Origin of the sequence: Lysinibacillus sp. FSL M8-0216 (genome assembly GCF_038595555.1) — a bacterium.
Classification (GTDB): Bacteria; Bacillota; Bacilli; order Bacillales_A; family Planococcaceae; genus Lysinibacillus; species Lysinibacillus fusiformis.
This window is the reverse complement of sequence record NZ_CP152007.1, coordinates 1,500,649-1,524,304: the sequence shown is the minus strand read 5'-3', so window position 1 is coordinate 1,524,304 and position 23,656 is coordinate 1,500,649. Positions and strand designations below refer to the sequence as shown.

Genomic DNA, 23,656 nt, shown 5'->3' with positions numbered 1-23,656 from the left:
TTTTTTCTTAGTCATCGCTACGCATATTCGTAAAAATTAAAATTAAACGTAATAACTCTAGTACAGCTACCGCTGCCGCTGCTACATATGTTAATGCTGCAGCACTCAATACTTTTCGTGCTGGTCGTTCTTCTTCATTTGTAATAATGCCAAGCGAATTCATTTGAACTAATGCTCGCTTTGAAGCATCAAACTCCACTGGAAGTGTCACTAATTGGAAAACAACACCTGCTGCTAATAATATGATACCTAAAAGCAAGAAATTCGTACTACTTGCAAAAATACCAATCATTACAAAAATCCAAGACGCATTAGAAGAAATATTTGCCACTGGGACTAGCTTACTACGTAATGTAAGCATAGAATAAGCTTCTTTATGTTGGATGGCGTGACCTACCTCATGGGCAGCTACCGCAGCACCTGCAACACTCGCTTCATAAAAGTTACTTTCTGATAAAGCAACTGTTTTGGTTGCCGGATTGTAATGGTCAGACAACACACCTTGTGTTGGCACAACTCGTACATCATATAAGCCGTTCGCATCTAAAATCGCACGCGCTACCTCTGCACCTGTTTGGCCCTTCATTGTACGTTGTTTCGCAAATTTATTATACGTGCCTTTTACTTTCATTTGTGCATAAAGTGGCAGCAGCATAATAATAATAAAATAAACAATATACATGCTTGTTGACAATATTCTAACCCCTTTCTACCTCGATACTATAATTCTATAATTTATACCCTAATTCGGCAAATATTTGCGCCACCTAATTGAGAAAATCGCAAGGAGAATACATGCAATTGATAACCAAAATGTAAAGTAGCCAATATAGCTTGTGTACTTGACTAAATCCCCATACATAGGCATTTGTCCAAACACATAGTCAATGACATCATTATGGAGCGTCCAGACAGCTGCTATCACTACATGCCAATAAGTGAATACATATTTCTTCATATATAATATAGCTTGAACGGCCATTGCAAAATGTGAGCCAACTAGCATCCAACCTTGCCAACCGATCGATCCTGTTTCAACTAATGTCCAAATATTCATGACATCAGCCCACAGACCGTATTTCACTAATGTTACAAGCGCTAATACTTCCATTAGCGGCCATCTTTTTCCCATAATCCAAGCCATTAACACAAAGCAAAAGAATAAGCTAGCTGTCGGGCTATCAGGAACAAAAATATAAAAAATAGGCTTAGTCATGGCAAGCTGCCATCCATACCAATAATAGCCATAAATTGTGCCTAATAGATTAATAATAAGTAGCGCAATTAAGAATGACTTATGGTTTAGAAGATACCAAAGATTTGCACGTGTTATTTGCATAAATTCAACTCCTTGCGCTTTACTAATAATTCTTTGTTATGTATAGGGAAGATTCTTATTTCCAGGTGAAATTATTTCCACAACTTCAATATGTGCTAATGGATTGAATTCATTCGCTTTTATCTATTTTTCGACATTTTTCGCTAAATTACTGAGGACAAGGGAACCTTTTCGGCTAGCTTTCAGTCCCAATATTATAACAAGGTCGAAAAAAAAGAGCCAGTTTCCTGACTCTTTTACTATTACTCAGCTTTTAAACTTTCGATAAATTCAGCAAGTTTCTGAAGATCTTCATCTGAACCTGTCCATAATCCTGGTGGCATGTTACCACGACCATTATGAGCAATGTCCTTAATTTCATCAGCTGTTAATCCAGTGTTCATTAGAGATGGTGCACCTGCTCCACCTTCTAAGCCTTCACCGTGACATGTAATACATGCTGAACCAGCGTATAGTTTATAACCTTCTGATTCTTTATCGAATTCAACTGTTTCTACGATTGCACCCATAGCTTTTTGAGCTTCCCAGTCGTGGTTAACAACTGACTCCCAAGTTAGGTAGAACATAGCAGCTAGAGTTAATAACATAAACGCTGTCGGTAATGGACGTTTAGATGGACGACGTTCTGGACCCTTGTCTAAAAATGGCATTAATAATAGCGCTCCAAATGCAAGACCTGGAATTACAATTGCTCCAATTACATTGTATGGACCAGAAGCAAATGAGTATTTTAAAAGTTGATACATGAATAAGAAGTACCAGTCCGGTAGCGGTGTATATGCTCTAGTTGGATCTGCCGGCCCTTCAAGTGGTGACGGGTGAGCGACAGTTAATAATAAGTATCCAATTAAAAATACAGCACCTACCATCCATTCCTTCAGTAAGAAGTTCGGCCAGAAAGCTTCCGTCTTACCTGGATATTCGGAATAATCCTTTGGAACGTTCGGCATTCTGTGATTCGCTTTAATACGAGAATCGCCGACAAATTTCATTCCTTTTCCGCGATGCATAGTGTCCCCTCCTTTTAAAGATCATCGAACCGTCAAGACAATCACAACGGCCCTGAAATTCCTTGACGACGAATCATGATAAAGTGTGCTGCAAGTAACCCAAACAATACTGCAGGCAAGAAGAATACATGAATCGCAAAGAATCGAGTTAACGTTTGAGCACCAAGAATTGTAGTGTCACCCGCTAATAATACTTTAATCATCGAACCGATAAACGGTACAGATGCTGCAATTTCGATACCTACTTTAGTAGCGAATAATGCTTTCATATCCCATGGTAATAGGTATCCTGTAAAGCCAAGACCCATCATTACACCAAAAATACCTACACCAACCATCCAGTTTAACTCACGAGGTTTCTTATAAGAACCTGTGAAGAATACACGAAGTGTATGTAAGAACATCATTACGATAACTAATGAAGCTCCCCAGTGGTGCATACCGCGCACGATTTCACCAAACGCTACTTCGTTTTGTAAATAATAAACTGATTTCCAGGCATTCACAACGTCTGGTACATAATACATTGTTAGGAACATACCAGATAGAATTTGAATTACTGTGATGAAGAATGTTAATCCACCGAAGCAGTAAACGAATGCTGAAAAATGATGTGCAGGGTTAACGTGCTCTGGCACTTCGTGGTCGGCAATATCACGCCAAATAGGTGTAATATCTAGGCGTTCATCGACCCAATCATAAATTTTATTTAGCACTGTTGTCGTACCCCCTTACTTATTTAACTAGAGTATTTGCTTTAGCTGGACCAATCATTAAATAGCCATCTTGTTCTTGTACTTCAAATTCATCCAACGGACCTAGAGGCGGTGTACCTGCAATGTTTTTCCCGTTTTTCTCATAACGTCCTGCGTGACATGGACAGAAGAATTGACCTGGGTGTGCAGAATCTCCATTCCAGTCAACCATACATCCTAAATGCTTACAAACAGGTGAAAGGGCAATGATTTGATCGCCACTTTTATAAACCCAAGCTACATCTGTAACCTGTGATTTGTACCATGCATCCACTTGTTCATATGAAAAGTCAACTTTTACAGGCTCTTCAGTCAAGTCAGCGATTTTATGCTCTGTTTTTACAAAATCTCCACCCTCATGCTTTTGTAGCACAGGATCAATTGCAAAGCGAAGCATTGGCATTAGCATACCTGCCGCCATAAATCCACCTACACCAGTAAGAGTATAACTTAGAAATTGACGACGTGAAACTCGATTATTACTCATTATTTTCCCCCCTCTAACTTAAAGGTCAGTCCAACGGACATACTTTTACAAATAGTAATACTAGGACATATATATGATATATCAAGTCCATAGCTTGGTCAATATAGCATTCTGTGGAAAGCTGGAGAATGTGAACATTTATTGAAACTAATTGTTAAATCTGTGCCCATTTGGTCGAAAGCATCGGAACCACTTGTCGTAATTGATCTTCGAGAATGGATTTTTTCACACCTGCATCCATACTTTCTAACGGAATTGCTGGTAACCAAATAATATTTACTATATCTCCAATATTTGTCCAAGAGTGGTCACAAGTAATGAAGAACACATGCTTAAAGCCAGCATTATGTAATTGTGTTTCAAATTGCTTCGGTAATTCTTCGTTTTTTAAAGAAGCCATATAAGAAAAAGGTGGCATGACTAGTAAACGGCCTTTAAACTGTTGTTCTATGAAAGAAGTTAAAGACATTAGAAAATCTACCTCAGCACCACTTTGTTTCATTTTCTCAGGAGCCAAATCGATGGATATGAGCGGAACTATCGCAGTATCGATGAAATCCTTCTGTCCCAAAAACGATGTCACATCGTTTGCATTAAAGTACATTCAACAAACCTCCTTTGTCGCATAATAAAAAATGCCCTTTTCCACTCTTCAAATAGGATACCCAATTAAAAGTGAAAACAATCATTCATTCACTAGTAATGTTACCATATTGAAGTGGGTAAAGGACATTCAATTTTTACCTATAACTAAGGTAAATTAGCCGTTTCCTTTAATGCTTGTAACAAATTAGACAATTCATAAAAACGTTCTTCATCTCCCTGATCGAGGGCTTCATCAATTTGTGCAAGTAATTTTTCTTCTTGGAATACGAGTAAGCTATTGGAAAGCAGTTCTTCTGCCAGTAAACGATCTTTTTCACTAACTAACAGTGTCTCTGGCATATAAGGGTTTTCTTCTAGAACTGCTAAGTATTGTGCACTTGGTGGTATATTTGGAAAATTCAACTGTATATACATATCTTCTTGCTCGTGTAAGCGTAAATCATGGAAAGACTTTTCGGCGTCTGCTGTCATTACATTGCCTTTATAGAAACGAAAAGGAACACCTGTTGAATCAACTGTTGACATCACCATTGCTCTCGGACAATAGTGAGCTTCTTCCACGAATCGGATTCGTTTTAATAAGTCATCATTGCTAAGTAAGTAATTTAAAATCCAAACACACTCACGACGTTTCAATTGATAATTTTTTAAAAACCATCGAACAAATGCTTTTTTATCAACAACTGATACAGAAGCAGTCATACCCACTCCCTCCTTTACTCAAATTCTAAGGCTTCTAACTTCTCTTGCCATTCTGGTTCACCTGGTTGAATGTTCATTAATTGTTCAAGAACCACTTTCGCCTCTGAACGTTTTCCTTCCTCTAATAAAAAGTACACATATTTTTCTAAAAATGTTGCGTCTTCCTTAAAATCATTATATGCCAAACGGTAAAATTCGTATGCACGGTCGTACAATTCTAAATTTTCATATGCCTCCGCTGCAAATGGGTATAACGTGCTCCATTCAAAATCATTTTGCTGTAGAGTCTCAAATAATTCGATAACATCTTCATTCCGTTCTTGTTGACCTAACACAGAAATAAGTGCTAATACGGCTTCCATATATTCAGGATCTAACGCTATTGCTTCTCGTAAATATTGCTCTGCATCTACTGGCAAACTATTTTTCAATGCCATTTTCCCAGCAAATAAATAGAGTGTTTTATCATATTCATCGCGCTTTAATCCCTCTTGGATTGCCGCATAGGCTTTTGGATTTTCCTCTGTCATCGCATAGCTTTCTGCCAGCAATAAGTAAGCTGAGAAGTAATCAGGATCTAACTCTTTCAATTCCTCTAATTGTTTAATAGCCATCTCGTATTTTTGGGATTGGAAGGCTGAATACGCAGCACCAAATAAAATATCCGGTTTTACCTCATCGTCAAGCGCCTTTAAATAGTAATCCAATGCCGTTTCGTAGGCAGCCCCGGCACGATAAACCTCCGCCAATCGCTCCACAAGATGAATACCAGCAAATTCAGCTTGTTGTTCATATAATTCTTCATACAATCTTGCAGCTTCTAAAAAACGACCTGTTTCAAATAACAGCTCAGCTTTGGCAAAATGCAGTAATGGCTCGTCTGGTAAAATTGCTAGTGCTTCATTTATACGTATCTCAGCTACTTCAAATAACCCCTGCATCTGATAATAATCAGCTAAAACTAATAATGCTTGAGGATATTCTGGTGATGCTTCTTCAATTTCAAGCAATAAATTTAATGCTTCATCTTCATCACCAAGCTCCATTAAAACATTTGCACGATCTATTTTTAACTGTGCCTCTTCTGGGAATAAAAATTGTAAATGCTCCAGAACGCGGTCAGCTTCTTTCATGTACCCATATTGCATAAAAATTTCTGCAAGTGCGTAAATTTCCTCGGGTAGCTCCTTCACTAAAAATGTTTCAAGTAGCTGATCTATTAATGCTAAGTCTCCCTGTTCAAGTGCTTGCATCATTTCAGTCATCGCATTGTTCACAGTCATTCACCTATTCTTTCTTTGATACCTTTATGCTACAAAACATTTACCACCGAAACAAGAAAAAACTCCCCAAAAACTTGGAGAGTCAATCTTCAATTGTTACCTTACTGCCTCAATATGTTCAAAGAATGATGGATACGATACAGCAATACACTGTGCATCATCTAAAGTGACTGAGCCTTCGGTAATTAAAGCAGCCACAGCACCCATCATGCCAATTCGATGATCGCCATATGTTTTGAGACTTGCACCTTTCAATGGTGTTGGCCCTTCAATAATCATACCATCATTTGTTGCTTCGATGTTAGCACCCAGCTTTTTTAATTCAGTTACAACCGCTGTAATACGATCTGTTTCCTTTACTTTTAACTCTTCGGCATCTTTAATAATCGTTTGACCGTGTGCCTGTGTAGCAAGTAAAGCAAGGATTGGTATTTCATCAATTAAACGAGGAATCAATTCTCCCTCGATTGTTGTACCAGATAAAGTAGATGTTTGAATTTGAATGGTCGCTGTCGGTTCAGCTTGACGATCATCATTTGGGATCACTGTCATCGTTGCGCCCATTTTTGAAAGAACCTCGATAATTCCATCACGCGTTGGATTAACGCCAACATTTTCAAGAGTTAATTGACTAGTATTGCAAATTGCCCCTGCCACTAAGAAAAAGGCTGCTGACGAGATGTCCCCTGGTACAGAAACATGGGTCCCACTTAATGTTTGTCCACCCTCTAATGAAACGACTCCATCCTTCACTTCGACATCGGCACCAAATTGACGCAGCATTCGTTCAGTATGATCTCTTGACACTTCTGTTTCTCTAACAATCGTTGTACCCTCAGCACGCAAGCCTGCAAGTAATATAGCAGATTTAACTTGAGCACTTGCTACTGGCATTTTGTAATCAATGGCCTGTAGTTTTGTACCTTGAATGGCTAATGGTGTATATTGACCGTCTGCACGTCCCGTAATATGGGCTCCCATTTGACGCAGTGGATCAATGACGCGTCGCATTGGTCGCTTGCCGATTGATGCATCCCCTGTCATGACTGAATGAACTGTAGAGCCTGCTAAAATTCCAAGCATTAAACGTGTAGTTGTACCAGAGTTACCTGTATATAACACGTCAGTAGGCTCCTGCCAGCTATTCATCCCTGGACTTTCTATCGTTACATTCGTTCCTTCCACCTCAATATGCACACCAAGCTTCTGGAAGCAATCAATGGTACTTAAACAATCTTCCCCAAGTAAAAAACCTTCTACTGTTGTTGTCCCAGTAGCAATGGAACCGAACATCACAGAACGGTGAGAGACCGATTTATCGCCTGGAACAGTTAGTGATCCCTGTAAAGATGGCTTATTGTATTGTAAAACTTTTTCACTCATTAATTTTTCCCTCCAATATGAAGACAGAAAGCGCCGTAAAGCCGACGCTTTCTTTTTCTATGAAATATACGTTTCAAAATTGGCACGTTTTTGAATACATGCTGCGGCACGTTCACGGTCATTTTCGCTTTGGAAACTAATGACCAAAATACCGAAAACATCCTCTCTTGACTCGACAATCCTTAAATTCGTAATACTTATTGCCTCATCAGCCAGCAAACCTGTTACCTCGGAAATGACACCTGGATAGTCTGGAACATCTACGTATAAGTCGAACGCTGTATACATAGCTCCTGCGCTAATTGGTAATTCATCTCTCAGTTCTTTGGCAATAGAAAAATAGTCTTCAATATCCCGAGAAGTACCATTCGTCAGCAATTCCTTAATACGGCCCATTTCTTTTTCCCAGCCTTCTAGCTGAGTCAGTAGCTCATCACGATTTTGTAAAGTGATATCTCGCCATAAAACCGGGTTGGAAGAAGCTATACGCGTGACATCACGGAAACCACCCGCGGCAAGGGAGCGAGTCATAGGGTATTCCCCATTCTCCTCTCCTAATTGATGCACAAGGGAAGCTGCAATGATATGTGGGAAATGACTTACCACAGCTGTCATATGGTCATGCTCATTTGCAGAAACACTAACCACTTTTGCATGCGTGAATTTTAAGAGGCTTTCCAGCTGTGCCATATGAACAATTTCTTCACCAGCAAGCGGTGTAAGCATATAGTATGCATTTTCAAAAAGATGCGCCTTTGCAGCTAATACGCCACTTTTATGTGAACCTGCCATTGGATGTCCACCAATAAACGTAATGCCAAGTTCACGTAATTCGCCAGCTTTTTGCATAATTAATTTTTTTGTACTTCCTGTATCTGTTACGATGACTTTATTTTTTAATGGCCATGATTTTAATTGCTCCATCCATTCAAGCGTTGCATTAACTGGTGTACCGAAAATAATGATATCGACATCACCTGCAATTGCCTGTGGATCCGTTACAGTGTCATGTACAATATTTAATGCTTGCGCATGCTCACGCGTTTGAGCATCCATGTCATAGCCAATAATCCTTGTGTCTGGTGCCTTCTGTAAAGCAAGGGCGATGGAACCACCGATTAATCCTAGCCCAATAACGAGCACATTGCGTGTCATGCAAATACTCCTTGCTCTTTTAATACATTGTCAAGTTGAACTAGCAATGCTGCATTTTGGGCTTCAGTACCGATTGTAACACGGATAAATCCTGGTAATCCTAAAGCATTACCACTGCGCACAATAAAGCCCTTTTTCATAAGCTCTTGGAAAATGACATCACTATCAGCCTTTGTATCAAAGAAAATAAAGTTCGTATCAGATGGGAAGTATTTTAGATTATGTTTTTCACAGAATTCAACATATTGCTTTTTACCATTTTCATTTGCTTCACGACATGCTTCTATATATTCCTGATCGCTTAGTGCAATAGCAGCTACAGCTTGGCTTAAACTCGTATTATTAAACGGACCTCTGACCGGATCAAGCTTTTCAATGACAGTTGGCTGTCCAATCGCATAGCCAACTCGGAACGATGCCAAACCATATGCTTTAGAGAATGTACGTAATAAAAGAACATTTGGATATTGATCGATGATTGGTAGAGTATCCTTATGTTCAGGATGTGTCACGTATTCAATGTACGCTTCATCTAATACGACAAGTACATCATTTGGTACCTTGGCAAGGAAGGCACGTAAAGCCGTATCTGGAATTACAACACCAGTAGGATTATTCGGACTACATACCCATACGACAGCTGTTCGATCATCAATTGCAGCCGCCATTGCATCTAGATCATGTGCACCCTCTACACAAGCAATTTTACGTATTTCAGCACCTTCAATTTCAGCATTATGCCAGTATTGGGAGAATGATAGATCAGCCATAATGGTATTTACCCCTGGATACAACAATGCACGAGTAATAATAGCAATGATATCGTCAGAGCCGTTACCAAACAGAAGCTGTGTCTCTTGAACGCCTAGATGATTTGCAACAGCTGTACGTAAATTTTGTGCATAGCCATCTGGATAAAGGGCATGATTCACTGCATTATTTTGTAAATATGCTGTCACCTTAGGTGAGCATCCAAATGGATTTTCATTTGATGCCAATTTAATCACTTCTTTTAAGCCATATTCACGTTGCACTTCTTCAATTGGTTTTCCTGGTTTATACGCTTGCATACCGTCCAATTGTTGTTTCCACTTCATCTAAAACATCTCCTCTACTTATTTAGCTTGTGCTAAATCTGGTCTTAATTTCACTGCATCATTGAGATACAAGTGCTTCACGTCTTTTTGTGCTACCTCTACATTTGCATGAATTAATACTCGAATACATAATGGTAGTGCATTCGGCACATCCATTTCATGTGTACACATTACTGGAACATATTGCCACCCTTCCATCAAGCGTACTGCACGAGCAGGAAATGCTGAGGTAATATCCGGCGTAGTAGAAATTAAAATGGATGCAATATCATCTATTTCTACATTATTTGCTGCCACAACCTCACGCACTAATCTTGCTGTCTCATCCCATACAAGCTCTGGCTTGTCAGATTCAATTGTAATTGCCCCTCTAAGTCCACGAATCATACAAGCACCTCCGCTAATAACTGTCTATATTCGGCATCTACTTCTTGGCATTCTTCTAAATCAATTGCCCGCACAAATGGTTTACCAATTTTTTCCAATAAAACAAATTGTAAAATGCCATATTCCGTTTTTTTATCTTTCATTAAATAGCTTGTTAATTGTTCAAATGTATAGTCATTAACAGCCTCAAAAGGATAGCCATTTTTAACTGCAAATTGTAAAAACGCTTTGCTAAACGAACGATCTAGCTCCCCATAACGTTCACTCAATAATAAGCAATACACAAGACCAATCATGACTGCCTCACCATGAGCTACTTTTCCGTAGCCTGCAGCTGCTTCAATCGCATGTCCATATGTATGGCCCAAGTTTAAAAACTTTCGAACAGATTGCTCTGTTTCATCCTCGGCTACAATTTTTGCTTTAACCTCAATCCCTTTTTTTAACTGACTCGCTAATTCCTGCCGATTAAAATGTATAACGGAATCTACTGCCATTAATTCCTCTAACCATGCTGGATCAGAAATCATCGCATGTTTGATTAACTCAGCTGTTCCTGAACGGATCTCGCGTACAGGTAAGGTTTCAGAGAAAACTGTATCGTAAATAACACCTTCTGGCTGATAAAATGCACCAATCATATTCTTTCCTAATGGATGGTTAATAGCGGTCTTCCCGCCTACTGCTGAATCATGCGCCAAAATAGTTGTTGGAATTTGAATAAATGGAACTCCACGCATATAGGTTGCTGCAACAAACCCCGTTAAATCTCCAACAGCCCCGCCACCAAAAGCAAAAATAAATGATTTCCGCGAGCATTTTTGCTCTAGTAAAAAAGTTTGAGCTGCATAATATTGCTCAAAGGTTTTGCATGCTTCGCCACCAGGCAAAATAAACACTTCAAAATCATATGGGAAATTTGCCTTGAAATAGTCTCCCTGTGCCTCCCATACATGAGCATCTGTAAAGACAAACAGTTTATCTGCTTTTTTTAGCTGATCCGCAAATGTTTGAATAGCTTTAGTAAGAAATCGATGGCCAAGTACAACCTCATAATGATGTGATTTTGTTGCAACTGGAACACGCATAAATTAGAACCCCTTCGTATATTGACGATGTTCATCAATTTGAGCTTTTAGTTGTGGTAATTGATCACTATGGAATTGCTCCAAAATAACATTCGCTATTTCCCAGGCAATAACATGCTCAGCTACTACTGATGCCGCTGGTACCGCACAGCTGTCAGAACGCTCAACGCTTGCTTTAAATGGCTCTTTTGTTTCGATATCCACACTTTGTAATGGTTTATATAATGTAGGGATTGGCTTCATTACACCGCGTACAACAATTGGCATACCAGTAGACATACCACCCTCTAAGCCACCAAGTCGATTAGTCGCACGTGTATAGCCTTCTTCTTCAGTCCAAATAATTTCATCATGAACTTCTGAGCCTTTACGACGTGCCATCTCGAAACCAAGCCCAAACTCAACACCTTTAAATGCATTGATAGATAGCATCGCTGCAGCCAACTTAGCATCGAGCTTACGATCATAGTGTACATATGACCCTACACCTGCTGGCATACCTTCCACAATGACTTCAACAACACCGCCGATAGAATCGCCAGCTTTTTTTGCTTCGTCAATCGCTTCTACCATCTTGGCAGAAGCGACAGGATCTACACAATAGCAAGGATCCACTTCTACGATGGCACGAATTTCATCGACTGTTTTCCCTTCCACTAAAGATGTATCAGCCTTAATTCCAACAATCTCCGTAACATGTGCGACAATGGAAATACCTAATTCATTTAATAAAGCCTTCGCCACTGAGCCGACCGCTACACGTACAGTTGTTTCACGAGCTGAAGAACGCTCTAATACATTTCGTAAATCACGATGTCCGTATTTCATGCCACCAACTAAATCCGCATGGCCTGGACGAGGTCGTGAAATTTGACGTTTGATATCCTCAGGATTCACATCTTCTGCTAATGGCTCAGCACCCATAATTTTTGTCCAATGCTTCCAATCATCATTGGTTACAACTAATGCGACAGGTGATCCAAGTGTTTGTCCATGACGAACGCCTGCGACAATCTCTACTGTATCTGTTTCGATTTGCATGCGTCGTCCACGTCCATGACCTCCTTGACGTCGTTTTAAATCGTGATTAATTTTTTCTGCTGTAATGGGTAAGAGTGACGGTAAACCTTCAATAATAGTTGTTAGTTGGGGGCCGTGTGACTCACCCGCTGTTAAGTAACGCATAAACGCTTTCTCCCTTCAACTCGCTAAAGTATGTATTTTTCACTATAACATATATTCTTTAAAAAAACAGTCCTTTTGCAAATGTCTTTTAAGTTCATTCTATTTACATAACCTAAATGCGAATATTCTGAACGACTTGCATAAAACCTTACTACACTACTGAAGTGAAGTGCTAAAATTTATAAAAAATACGCCTTTGCTTAGGATAAGCGAAAAGCGTACGAATTATCTATGTGTTAATGCTTTAGTTACTATATGTACATGATGAAACCAGTCATTTGTACAAAGCTTTTCATTCATATTATTAACTGTTTTTTCGATAGAAGAATGTATCCTCTACTTCAAATTCGTAACGAGATGGATTAAAAATTTGCTCTGTCGATCCTACAAATAGTATGCCATCCTTGCGTAAGGCTTTACTAAAATCGTTATAAATTTGATCCTTGGCTTCTTCCGTGAAATAGATCATTACATTGCGGCAAACTATTAAATCATAATTGCTATCATAGGTATCATTAAGCAAATTTTGTTTTTTAAAGGTCACACAACGCTTAATCTCATCCTTCACGCGGTAGAAGGAGCCCTCTTGTTCAAAATATTTAGCTTTAATGTCATTTGGCACTTCTGCTAATGAGCGTTCTGGATAGACACCTAATTTCGCTTTTTGAATGACATTTTCATCTAAATCAGTAGCAATAATTTGAATTTGAGATAAAGGCACTAATTGAGATAAGACCATTACTAATGAATACGGCTCTTCTCCTGTTGAACAAGCAGCACTCCAAATTTTTAAACGCTTATTTGTTTGTAATAGCTTAGGTAATATTTTCTTTTGCAATACGTCCCAACGCTTTCCATTACGATAAAATTCAGAAACATTAATCGTCATACGATCTAAAAACTCATTCATTAAATCACGATCTTGTTCAAGTACCTTTAGAAAGTCAACAAAATTTCGATAACCTTTTTTTTCATAAAGTGAGGTTAATCGTCTTTTCATTTGCGCTTCTTTATATAACGCTAAATCTATTCCTGTTTTGCGCTTGATACCTTCTATAAACTGTTCATAATCAGACATATGGTCATCTTCCCCTCTAGCGTCGTAGTTCCATTATAGCGGAAAAGAGACAATCCTGAAATAGTCTTTCTCATGTATACCCATCTACTTGCTTGAGTTTTGTTTTTCCTCTAATAGTAGCACCTTCGACTGTTCTAATTCAAGGCGCATTTTTTCCGTTTCAATCGTATAGGTTTCTAATCGAAGTTTTTCTAATTCCACTTCTTTTTCGATAGCCTTTAATTTAATTTTTTGCTGTCTCGTACGGGAATCTGTAAAAATCCCAGCTAAAGAAATAATAACCCCACCAATAATCGCTACAATGGCAATTGACAATACGACCACTTCCTTTCGTTATTCAAATTATACGGCAAAATGAAAAAAATAGTTTCACTTTTCAGGAATTTATTTCAATTAAAAAAAGAAGGTAGCTTTTCACTACCTTCATTCTAGCTAATTGACTAAACTTGTACACGGTAATCTTTTAAATCTTCTCGTAATTTCGCCTTCAAAAATTTACCTACAGATGTTTTTGGTACTTCCTGAATGAAAACAATATCATCTGGAATCCATGTTTTATGGAATTGCGCTTGTAAATTTTCGATGAGCTCCTCTTTAGAAATGGAATCCTTATATTCTGGCTTTGGCACTACACATGCCAAAGGACGTTCCAGCCATTTTTCATGTGGGATAGCAATCACAGCAGCTTCAAAGACTTTTGGATGAGACATTAAGGCATTTTCTAACTCAACTGACGAAATCCATTCACCACCGCTCTTAATTAAATCTTTTGTACGATCGGTAATTTTTATATAGCCATCCGGCGTCATTACTGCAATATCCCCTGTATAAAGCCAACCATCCTTAAAGGCTTCATCTGTACGCTCATCTTGATAGTACTCATTTGCGATCCATGGACCTCGTATCGTTAGCTCTCCCATTGTTTCGCCATCCCATGGGACCTCGCCATTTTCATTCACAACACGAGTTTCAAGAAGGGGCATGGTCATCCCTTGGGTAATGCGAACATGCATTTTTTCATCAGCCGTGTAGTCCTGCATATGGGTTAAATACGTTGATAAGCTTACAAGTGGAGAGGTCTCCGTCATCCCATACCCAGTCATATAAGGAATCTTCAGCTCCTCCTCGAAGCCCCTTACAAGACCAATAGGTGAGGCAGATCCGCCACAAACAATTAATCGCATTGACGATAGGTCACGAGGGTGTAGACGTTGCTCCTGTAAAACACCGAGCCAAATAGTAGGTACACCTGCCGTCAAGGTTACTTTGTACACGTCAAAAAGCTCAAGTAAAAGCTGAGGCGTAAACATAGGCCCTGGTAATACCTGAGTGGCACCAAAGGCTACACTAGCAAAGGGGAAGCCCCACGCATTGGCATGAAACATGGGTACAACAGGTAGCACAACATCCGACTCACAAATGGCAATACTATCTGCAAGCCCAGCAGTTAAACTGTGAAGGACGATACTGCGATGTGTATAAACTACTCCCTTCGGCATACCAGTCGTTGCACTCGTATAACACATGCCAGCAGGTGTATTTTCATCTAAATCATCTGGAAATGTGAAATGCTCATTGGCATCTGCAATTAGTGCTTCATAGGACAAAGCATTTGGAATGGGTATAGATTCTAGTGCCACAGCATCTCCCATAATAATAATGTGTTTAACCGTTTTTAACTGTGAAACAAATGGTGCGATAAGGGGCACTAAATTGTCGTCAATTAATAATATTTCATCCTCCGCATGATTAATAACATAGACAATATGCTCTGGTGCAAGTCGAATATTAATCATATGCAGGACTGCTCCTGCACATGGTACAGCAAAATAGGCCTCCAAATGACGATGATGATTCCAAGCAAATGTCCCAACCTTCGTGCCCTGCTGCATACCTAATTTTGTAAGAGCATCCGCTAATTGACGAGTTCGTTTGACATACTCTTTATACGTAAATTCATGAATAGTTGTAGCGCTTGTTCGCGAATATATTTTCTTTGACTGAAAAAATCGTTCTGCCCGATTCAAAAAACTTGTTAATATTAAAGGCGTATCCATCATATGCATGTTACCGCTCCCCTTTGCTGACAAATTTTCGAAACAACCAAGGCTGACTGCTGCTACAATTAAAAAGATTTACTTCGGCTGCATCCGAATGGCTCCATCCAAACGAATGACCTCACCATTTAACAAACCATTTTGGATAATGCTTTCTACCAGAAGTGCATATTCGGATGGCTTGCCAAGTCGTTTAGGGAATGGCGTCATTTGTGCAAGAGCCGTCTTTGCAGGCTCTGGTAAAGATGCAAACATAGGTGTTTCAACTAAACCGGGTGCAATAGTCATCACACGCACACCAAACTCCGCAAGCTCACGTGCAATTGGTAATGTCATGGCTGCTACGCCACCCTTTGACGCACTATAGGCAGCCTGTCCAATTTGTCCGTCAAATGCTGCTACGGACGCCGTATTAATAATAACGCCGCGCTGTCCATCCTCGTTTGGCTCATTACGCTGCATTTTCTCAGCTACTAGACGGATGACATTGAATGTACCGATTAAATTAACCGTTATTATTTTTTCAAATAAACTAAGTGCATGAATTCCCCGCTTGGAAATTACTTTGCTCGCATCTGCAATTCCTGCACAGTTCACCGCTACATTTATATGGCCAAATGCATCTATGGCTTGCTCAAGACCTGTTGCTACATCTTCCTCCTTCGTAACATCTACTCGTACATAGATTACATTTTCCCCTAATTCCTCTACTAGAGCTTGTCCACGTTCATCATTCACATCAAAGATGATGGATTTACCACCTTGTTCGACGATGTGACGAACAGTCGCCTCTCCTAAACCGGATGCCCCACCTGTTACAACTGCAACTACTTCATGCTTCCTCATTGCCCATACCCCCCTTTACATTTTTTCAATAATCGTAGCATTAGCCATCCCCATACCTTCACAAATAGCTAGTAAGCCGTACCGGTAATTTTCTCGTTCCATGCGATAGAGCAAAGTCGTTAACAATTTTGTTCCGGTAGCACCTAATGGATGTCCTAGTGCAATTGCTCCGCCATCTGGATTGAGCTTCTTTGGGTCCCCACCAATTTCCTGCAACCACACAAGTGGCACAGGTGCAAAGGCTTCATTAACCTCATACGTATCGATATCCTCTATGTTCAAGCCAGATCGTTCTAACGCCTTTCGAGTTGCTTCGATTGGTCCCGTTAACATCAATGTCGGGTCAGAACCTACAACAACTCTTGTGATAATTTTAGCGAGTGGCTGAATACCAAGTTCCTGTGCCTTATCCAATGCCATCACCACTACTGCTGATGCCCCATCACTCATCTGACTAGCATTACCAGCCGTAATGACGCCATCCTCTTGAAAAACAGTTTTTAAACCATTTAAAATGTCAACCGTAGTTTCAGCACGAGGTCCCTCATCCTTAGCAACCGTTGCGACAGTGCCATCTTCTTGAATGACTTCAATAGGTAGAATTTCATCTTTGAAAGACCCTGCTTCAATGGCTGCTAGTGCTCGTTGATGACTCTCGTAGGCATAACTATTAAGCTGCTCTTTTGATAAGGACCATTTTTCGGCTATTTTCTCTGCTGATAGTCCTTGATGTATAATATTATAATTTTCCTGTAAGCGATTACCTAAATGAGCATTTTTCATGTTAGTTCCCATAGGCACCCTAGACATACTTTCCACACCGCCAGCAATTACTATATCCATATCCCCCGCTAATATAGCTTGTGCAGCGAAATGCACAGCTTGCTGACTTGAACCACATTGACGATCAATGGTCACACCCGGCACACTATCAGGAAATCCAGCCATTAACAGGGCTGTCCGCGCAATATTTCCTCCCTGCTCTGCAGTCTGCGTCACACAGCCTAAAATGACATCATCCACTTGTTCCTTATTTATGCCTGCCCGTTGTACAGCCTCCTGCAACACATCGGCTGCCATATCATCCGCTCGAACATGACTTAATACTCCCTTACTTCGCCCAACAGCCGTTCGCACAGCCGCAACAATCACCACTTCTCTCATCTCCATTGCCCCTTTTCCTCGTCATCCTTCACAGTTTATTGACAAGACTATTAATATATTCCTCACTTAATTATCAGAATATTATAGCATTTATTGTACATGAACAAGAAGTTTTTAACAATTCTATATGGTTATAGAAATAGATGATTCACTAAGATGACTGGCCCATCTAAATAACCACTATCCTACTAACCATCTCCATTTTTAAGCAAAAAAAAAGCAACCTCAATTATATTGAGATTGCCTAATCTATTCGCAAATTAAACTAAATCTTCACCGAAGAATAAAGCGATTTCGCGCTCTGCAGAAGCAAGAGGTACTATTTTTTTACCTTCTTAGGTCCAAAATATATACAACTTCCGCAAATATTTAAATGATAAATCGCGTCTTATCTTCAATTTATTTAATATTTTTTCTTTTTGCTTCAAAATCCCTGCCTCTTTTAATTGAGAAAGCGCTCTGCAACTCCATTAAATGGTCATCTTAAGGCAACAGGTCAGCGCTAGATTTCTGTATCTTCTGTAACTTCTGTTTCTTCTTTGTTCTTATTTTTATCAACGTATGTTTCATATTCTTCTTTTACATCTGCTGGCATAGTGATTAAATATTCTTCAAATAGACTATTAAATTTAGAATATAAATCATTTGTTTTGTTGTTAAAAGATAATAGTGAACCTGTTGGTGACTGAGCTTGGTCAGCAAATTCAACATATACTCCATACATTTCTTTCAAAACTCCGTAAACCTCTTCATAACCTTCTGGAACGTCTTGTAAATACTTCATGCTATGTTGGATTTCAGTTTGAGTATCTGTTAATTCTTGCAATATTCCTTTTTCTTTATACGCATCTTGTAAATTGGTTAATTCAACATTAAAATCTTTTCTATCATCAATCGCATCACTCCATGTTTCTGAGTACATAGAGATAACAATCGCATTCTCTAAGACTTCTAAATACATGTTAAAAGAGTTAATCGCCATTTCTTCAACATACTCTTGAACTTTTTTTTCTTCTTGCTTTTTCTGATAAACAATAAAGGCTCCTATGCCACCTATTACTAATAATAATCCTATAATAATGCTAATAATTAATTTCTTTTTTGAACCTTTTTTTTCAGAAATATTTCTTTCATCTTCCTTTGTTCCAGTATCAGTAATTAAAGAACCTCCACACCCCGAACAAAACTTACTATCCTCGGGATTATCACGTCCACATTGATTACAAAACACTTAATCACCTCATAATATAATAGTACTAATATAATACCATAGCAGACTTTCTTACAGTTCATTTTTTTACATTCTTCTACCAACATAGCCAAATACTACGTTTTTACGACCAAGTTAAAATGTCCTAGTGCTTTAGAAATTATTGCAATACTTGCTCTTCTAACAGCAAATACATTATATTCTCTGTTTCAAAACTCTTGGCATATTTGTTCAATTGTTTTCGATATTGCCCGGTTTGATGATTTACTTGTATTCATTTATCAGACATTCTGCGTGATAAAGAAATTCCGATTATCCGTGCGGTCGATTCCCTGAAATAATTTGCCCCTTTACATTTTTGTTGTGCAACCTCCATGGATTTCTCGCTCTACATCCCATAATAGTCTGTCATAGACTCTTTTCACTGTGACTGCTACTTGGGATGTGGAACACTCCATAAATGGTGGTTGCCGCAAAACAAAAACTAAACTATTATGTGTCTTAAGACTTGACTTATATCCATCGATAAGCTTAAATCAATGGTTGTGTTAACTTTATTAAATGATTTTGACAAATAAAAAACCCCCTAACATTTTTTGTTAGAAGGTAAAAGTTACATCGGAAAAATAGATGATTTTTTTATTAAGTTCTATTCGTAGTTATTTTCGCTACGCTTCTTCTATTCGAAATTAAACTAAATCTTCACCGAAGAATAAGCTGATTTCGCGCTCTGCAGAAGCAAGAGAGTCAGAACCGTGGATGATGTTGTGAGAAACAGTTGTTGCATAGTCACCACGGATTGTACCTGGGTTAGATTCCTCAGGTTTTGTTGCACCCATCATTGTACGTGCAAGTTTAATTACGTTTTCGCCTTCCCATACCATAGCGAATACAGGACCAGAAGTGATGAAATCAACTAGTTCACCAAAGAATGGACGCTCAGCATGTTCAGCATAGTGTTTTTCTGCTAAATCTTTTGAAATTACCATTAATTTAGCACCTTTCATTACAAAACCGCGACGCTCGAAACGATCAACGATGTCTCCAACTACTTGACGCTCAACGCCATCTGGCTTAACCATTAAAAAAGTTTGTTCAATTGCCATGTTTAAAACACTCCTTAAATTCTTCTAACAGGTTTTACACCTACCGATAAATATTAACAAAAAATGAGGCTTTGTACAACAAAAAGCTAGAATTTGCGCTTACCCATAAACAATGCGACATCACGTAGCTTTTTCTTTACGGGATGTTTTGGCAAAGCATCTATTTCTTGTAAAGCCTTTTTCAAATATTTATCACTCATACGATTAGCTTGCTCAATTGCATGAGATTTACGCACATACTGCAACATATTTTGACGTTCGGCTTCTGTTAATGTACCCGCAAATACTTTTACCAAGAATGGTTGCATCTCCGGATCATCCTTTAACAAGAGAATCGGTAAGGTAATATTGCCTTGTAATAAATCACTACCTGCTGGCTTTCCTAGCTCCTTATCTGTTGCCATAATATCTAACACATCGTCGATAATTTGGAAGCTCATGCCCACAAAGTAGCCGAAGCGTTTTAAATGACCTACAGTTTTAGCATCGACGCCTGCCGCAACAGCCCCTAGCTCACAACTAGAGGAAATAAGTAGAGCTGTTTTGCGTTTGATTCTTCTAAAATAATCCTTTAAACCTTGATCGAGTCTAAATTTATCTTCAATTTGAATAACTTCACCGTTACAAATCTCAACCATGGTACGTGCTAAAATCTGATGAACTAGTGGGTCTTCTATTTTTGTAATATATTCGAGAGCACGTGCAAAAATAAAATCGCCCGTGTACATTGCTACTCGGTTATTCCATTGCGCTTTGACAGTTGGGCGTCCTCTTCGCATATTGGAATCATCAATAACATCATCATGGACAAGTGATGCCATATGAATGAGCTCTAAAGGGACTGCAACATCCTTCATCTTCTCAATGTCATATTCACCAAATTTTGCACCTAGTAATACAAAAATTGGTCGTATACGTTTGCCACCAGCTTGTAATAAATGGAGAGAAGCATCGTTGATCAAATATGAAGATGAGTCCACCGCATTTTCTAACTCTCGTTCAATGATATCGATATCTGATTTCAAATCGGAATAGAGTAGTTTTAACTTCATCTTTTCCACGTGTGAAAACCTTCCCCCATTAACGTATCTTTTTAAAGCCTATATGCATTGCCGCAGCCCCGCCACTGTATGCTTTGTACGATACTTTTTCTAATCCTGCCTGCTCAAACAATGCCGCTAACTTTTTCATACCTGGGAAATCATTCGCAGATTCTTGAAGCCAAGAATACTCCTTATAACTTTTCGCAAATATTTTACCAAATATCGGCATTATAAATTTAAAATAAAAACGGAATAATTGACGGTAACCAGGAATTTCAGATTGAGATGTTTCTAAACAAACAACCATACCACCTGGTTTTACGACACGGTGCATTTCCTTTAAGACTTGCAAATAATCTGGTACATTGCGTAGACCAAAGCCAATTGTCACATAATCAAACGTATCATCTGGGAAAGGTAATTCCATAGCATTTCCATGAATCAGTTCAATTTGTGGATATGATTGCACTTTTTGTTCGCCAACTTTAAGCATGTTTTGACTAAAGTCGAGTCCTTTTACTTCTCCTTTTTCTCCAACTGCCTCAGCCAATGCGATCGTCCAATCTGCCGTACCACAGCAAACATCCAATGCCTTTGATCCAGGTTTGACAGCCATGTGTTTCATCGTATCATTACGCCAACCAATATGCATTTGGAAACTAATAACACCGTTCATTTTGTCATAATTATCCGAGATACTCTCAAACACTTCATGAACGTGCTCTGCTTTCGTTTTAGCCATTTTGAAAAACCTCTCTTATCCGTTAGTAGAAGCAATAGAAGCCTCTACATGTGCATGTAAAGCTTGTTTCACATCACTTTGTAAAAATGATGCACTCTCCACCATCTTCGACAGCTCTATTTTTAAATGCACTATTTTTTCCTTGATGACGCTATTAAAAGTAGTACCATGACGTTGAACACTTTCTTCAAGTGCCTTACCTATTAAGGACGTTTGTCCACGTTGATAGGCTACCATTTCTTTTTCTAAACGTAAGATCAATAAACTTTTTTCCATCAACGGTATATATTCACTAAAGGAATAAAGCTCGAAAAACTGAGCAATTAATCCTGATTCAATATTGCACATCGAAGCATACCATTGCTCGATTGTTCTTTGTTCGGTCTCATACACCTTTATCTGGTTTTCACATCGTGTCACAATTCCTTGTGACAAATTTCGTATCAATGCGACATTTCCAGACATCGCTAATATTTCATAATAACGACCACTATAAAAATCCCCAGCTAATACTGTAAGCTGCTGTTCTTTAGAAGTAGCATCTAATTCTTTTATGTGATCGTGTGCCGCTAATGCCGCATACACAATGCCAACAGTAATGGCAGCCTCTTGTTGCTCTTGTTGCCACTCTTCACCATTCAAAAACGGGACTAACAAATAAAACAATTGATTTTCATCTACCACAGGCATTCCTGTGTATTTTTGCAAAGTTCTATGACGAACATCCATGAAAATCTCTGTTTTTAACTGGGCAATTGAATTTTGAATGTATGTTGCATTCATAGACCTTACTCCATTTCACTTTCAAATACGTTAATCCTATTGAAGGCTTAACGTTTGCTTACTGAGTCATTATAGCATACGCAACGATGCGGAATAAAAAAATTTTGCTTTCTTCAAGAGGATAGGCAGTAGAGCTATCCCATAAAAAGGGACTGCTACTGCCCATATAATTAGTTTTTCACATCTCACTCTTTTATATGTGCCTAAATGGCACGGGCTAAAAACTATTATGAAACCATATCTTGTCTATTTATTATTTTTTTGCTTCGCTATGAATCACACCATGTGCTGTATGAATCTGTGCTTTCCCTCGAATCTTCATCGCAGAAGTGTGTTCTGTAAATTGAGCAATCATAACTTCGCCGGCATCTAATTTTTCAGAATGATGGAACTTTGTATCTGTTCCACGCGTTAAACCAATGACATGTACACCATCTTCTTCAGCTTGAATAACAATATAATCTTGTGACATTCTTGTACACTCCTTAAATCCGACAAATTCTTAGTTCATCATAACATAATTAGACAAGCAATTTAAGACATTTGAATAAATGATAGAACTTCTCTACGCTTCACTTCATCTTGCTCATAAACACCACGTGCTACAGATGTTACTGTCTTAGAGCCTGGTTTTTTCAGCCCTCGCATAGTCATACACATATGCTCAGCCTCAATCACCACATAAACTCCTTTTGGTGCGAGCATTTCCATAATGGTATCAGCGACTGAAGATGTAATACGTTCTTGCAACTGTGGTCGACGAGCAATGGTTTCTACTGCACGCCCTAATTTGCTTAGTCCTGCAACAATGCCGTCATTTGGTATGTAGGCGACATGTGCTTTTCCATAGAACGGAACTAGATGATGCTCACACATCGAATAAAAAGGAATATCTTTAACAAGAACCAATTCTTCATGATCCTCGTGGAACACTGTTCTAAAATAGTCTTTGGCATCTTCATGTAAGCCACTAAACATCTCAGCATACATTTTTGCGACACGTTTTGGTGTATCTAATAAACCTTCTCGATTTACGTCTTCACCTACCGCCTCTAAAATCATTTTTACTGCTTCTTCTATTTTCAATAAATCTATATTCGACATTCGAAAAAACCTCCTGCGTATCAAAACATTACACATTTCCCTATGC

26 protein-coding genes are annotated in these 23,656 nt (G+C 38.8%); all 26 read right to left on the bottom strand.

Annotated elements, in window-relative coordinates:
- Positions 1-7: 7 nt before the first annotated feature.
- Positions 8-682 carry a zinc metallopeptidase gene (locus MKX57_RS07185; RefSeq protein ID WP_008181566.1) on the bottom strand — a complete coding sequence of 225 codons (675 nt, stop codon included), beginning with the start codon at positions 680-682 and terminating at the stop codon, positions 8-10.
- A gap of 60 nt (positions 683-742) precedes the next feature.
- Positions 743-1,339: a DUF1405 domain-containing protein gene (locus MKX57_RS07180; protein ID WP_008181568.1), complete on the bottom strand. Its 597-nt coding sequence runs from the start codon at positions 1,337-1,339 to the stop codon at positions 743-745.
- 242 nt (positions 1,340-1,581) lie between these two features.
- Positions 1,582-2,349, bottom strand: coding sequence for a menaquinol-cytochrome c reductase cytochrome b/c subunit (locus tag MKX57_RS07175; RefSeq protein ID WP_004232669.1), 768 nt, complete (start codon positions 2,347-2,349; stop codon positions 1,582-1,584).
- 41 nt (positions 2,350-2,390) lie between these two features.
- A complete protein-coding gene (locus MKX57_RS07170; RefSeq protein WP_008181573.1) occupies positions 2,391-3,065 on the bottom strand; it encodes a cytochrome b6 in 675 nt (224 codons plus the stop codon).
- 19 nt (positions 3,066-3,084) lie between these two features.
- Positions 3,085-3,591: a ubiquinol-cytochrome c reductase iron-sulfur subunit gene (locus MKX57_RS07165; protein ID WP_025114703.1), complete on the bottom strand. Its 507-nt coding sequence runs from the start codon at positions 3,589-3,591 to the stop codon at positions 3,085-3,087.
- A 154-nt stretch (positions 3,592-3,745) separates the two neighbouring features.
- Positions 3,746-4,195 (bottom strand): DUF2487 family protein, encoded by a 450-nt coding sequence (locus MKX57_RS07160; RefSeq protein WP_008181955.1) that lies wholly within the window; start codon positions 4,193-4,195, stop codon positions 3,746-3,748.
- 146 nt (positions 4,196-4,341) lie between these two features.
- Complete coding sequence (locus tag MKX57_RS07155) at positions 4,342-4,899, bottom strand: ReoY family proteolytic degradation factor (protein ID WP_008181956.1); 558 nt, start codon at positions 4,897-4,899, stop codon at positions 4,342-4,344.
- Between the two features lie 14 nt (positions 4,900-4,913).
- Entirely contained in the window at positions 4,914-6,182 is a 1,269-nt protein-coding gene (locus tag MKX57_RS07150) for a tetratricopeptide repeat protein (RefSeq protein WP_107921770.1), read from the bottom strand.
- 96 nt (positions 6,183-6,278) lie between these two features.
- Positions 6,279-7,565, bottom strand: a complete 1,287-nt coding sequence (aroA, locus tag MKX57_RS07145; RefSeq protein WP_008180386.1) for a 3-phosphoshikimate 1-carboxyvinyltransferase — start codon at positions 7,563-7,565, stop codon at positions 6,279-6,281.
- Between the two features lie 57 nt (positions 7,566-7,622).
- Positions 7,623-8,720 carry a prephenate dehydrogenase gene (locus tag MKX57_RS07140; protein ID WP_089986589.1) on the bottom strand — a complete coding sequence of 366 codons (1,098 nt, stop codon included), beginning with the start codon at positions 8,718-8,720 and terminating at the stop codon, positions 7,623-7,625.
- Positions 8,717-9,817, bottom strand: a complete 1,101-nt coding sequence (gene hisC / locus MKX57_RS07135; protein WP_089986590.1) for a histidinol-phosphate transaminase — start codon at positions 9,815-9,817, stop codon at positions 8,717-8,719. The genes MKX57_RS07140 and hisC overlap by 4 nt, the downstream gene beginning before the upstream one ends.
- Positions 9,818-9,835: 18 nt before the next feature.
- Positions 9,836-10,204 (bottom strand): chorismate mutase, encoded by a 369-nt coding sequence (gene aroH, locus MKX57_RS07130; RefSeq protein ID WP_008180391.1) that lies wholly within the window; start codon positions 10,202-10,204, stop codon positions 9,836-9,838.
- Positions 10,201-11,292, bottom strand: a complete 1,092-nt coding sequence (gene aroB, locus MKX57_RS07125) for a 3-dehydroquinate synthase (RefSeq protein ID WP_090001296.1) — start codon at positions 11,290-11,292, stop codon at positions 10,201-10,203. The genes aroH and aroB overlap by 4 nt, the downstream gene beginning before the upstream one ends.
- A 3-nt stretch (positions 11,293-11,295) precedes the next feature.
- Positions 11,296-12,477, bottom strand: a complete 1,182-nt coding sequence (gene aroC, locus MKX57_RS07120) for a chorismate synthase (protein ID WP_342532391.1) — start codon at positions 12,475-12,477, stop codon at positions 11,296-11,298.
- 304 nt (positions 12,478-12,781) lie between these two features.
- On the bottom strand, positions 12,782-13,555 hold the full coding sequence (locus tag MKX57_RS07115) for a protein-glutamate O-methyltransferase CheR (protein ID WP_008180397.1): 774 nt from the start codon (positions 13,553-13,555) through the stop codon (positions 12,782-12,784).
- A gap of 84 nt (positions 13,556-13,639) precedes the next feature.
- Positions 13,640-13,870 carry a hypothetical protein gene (locus MKX57_RS07110; protein WP_008180398.1) on the bottom strand — a complete coding sequence of 77 codons (231 nt, stop codon included), beginning with the start codon at positions 13,868-13,870 and terminating at the stop codon, positions 13,640-13,642.
- Positions 13,871-13,995: 125 nt separating this feature from the next.
- On the bottom strand, positions 13,996-15,621 hold the full coding sequence (locus tag MKX57_RS07105; RefSeq protein ID WP_008180399.1) for a long-chain fatty acid--CoA ligase: 1,626 nt from the start codon (positions 15,619-15,621) through the stop codon (positions 13,996-13,998).
- A gap of 69 nt (positions 15,622-15,690) precedes the next feature.
- On the bottom strand, positions 15,691-16,458 hold the full coding sequence (locus MKX57_RS07100) for a 3-hydroxyacyl-CoA dehydrogenase (protein WP_089986592.1): 768 nt from the start codon (positions 16,456-16,458) through the stop codon (positions 15,691-15,693).
- A 15-nt stretch (positions 16,459-16,473) separates the two neighbouring features.
- Positions 16,474-17,622 (bottom strand): thiolase family protein, encoded by a 1,149-nt coding sequence (locus MKX57_RS07095; RefSeq protein ID WP_089986593.1) that lies wholly within the window; start codon positions 17,620-17,622, stop codon positions 16,474-16,476.
- 502 nt (positions 17,623-18,124) lie between these two features.
- Positions 18,125-18,853: a zinc ribbon domain-containing protein gene (locus MKX57_RS07090; RefSeq protein WP_089986594.1), complete on the bottom strand. Its 729-nt coding sequence runs from the start codon at positions 18,851-18,853 to the stop codon at positions 18,125-18,127.
- Between the two features lie 668 nt (positions 18,854-19,521).
- Positions 19,522-19,938: a nucleoside-diphosphate kinase gene (gene ndk, locus MKX57_RS07085; RefSeq protein WP_089986595.1), complete on the bottom strand. Its 417-nt coding sequence runs from the start codon at positions 19,936-19,938 to the stop codon at positions 19,522-19,524.
- Between the two features lie 86 nt (positions 19,939-20,024).
- Positions 20,025-20,999, bottom strand: coding sequence for a heptaprenyl diphosphate synthase component II (gene hepT / locus MKX57_RS07080; protein ID WP_089986596.1), 975 nt, complete (start codon positions 20,997-20,999; stop codon positions 20,025-20,027).
- Positions 21,000-21,018: 19 nt separating this feature from the next.
- Positions 21,019-21,723, bottom strand: a complete 705-nt coding sequence (locus MKX57_RS07075) for a demethylmenaquinone methyltransferase (protein ID WP_008180404.1) — start codon at positions 21,721-21,723, stop codon at positions 21,019-21,021.
- A gap of 15 nt (positions 21,724-21,738) precedes the next feature.
- Entirely contained in the window at positions 21,739-22,506 is a 768-nt protein-coding gene (locus tag MKX57_RS07070; protein ID WP_008180406.1) for a heptaprenyl diphosphate synthase component 1, read from the bottom strand.
- Between the two features lie 253 nt (positions 22,507-22,759).
- Positions 22,760-22,978 carry a trp RNA-binding attenuation protein MtrB gene (gene mtrB, locus MKX57_RS07065; RefSeq protein ID WP_008180408.1) on the bottom strand — a complete coding sequence of 73 codons (219 nt, stop codon included), beginning with the start codon at positions 22,976-22,978 and terminating at the stop codon, positions 22,760-22,762.
- Between the two features lie 62 nt (positions 22,979-23,040).
- Positions 23,041-23,610 carry a GTP cyclohydrolase I FolE gene (gene folE, locus MKX57_RS07060; protein WP_008180410.1) on the bottom strand — a complete coding sequence of 190 codons (570 nt, stop codon included), beginning with the start codon at positions 23,608-23,610 and terminating at the stop codon, positions 23,041-23,043.
- Positions 23,611-23,656: the final 46 nt, after the last annotated feature.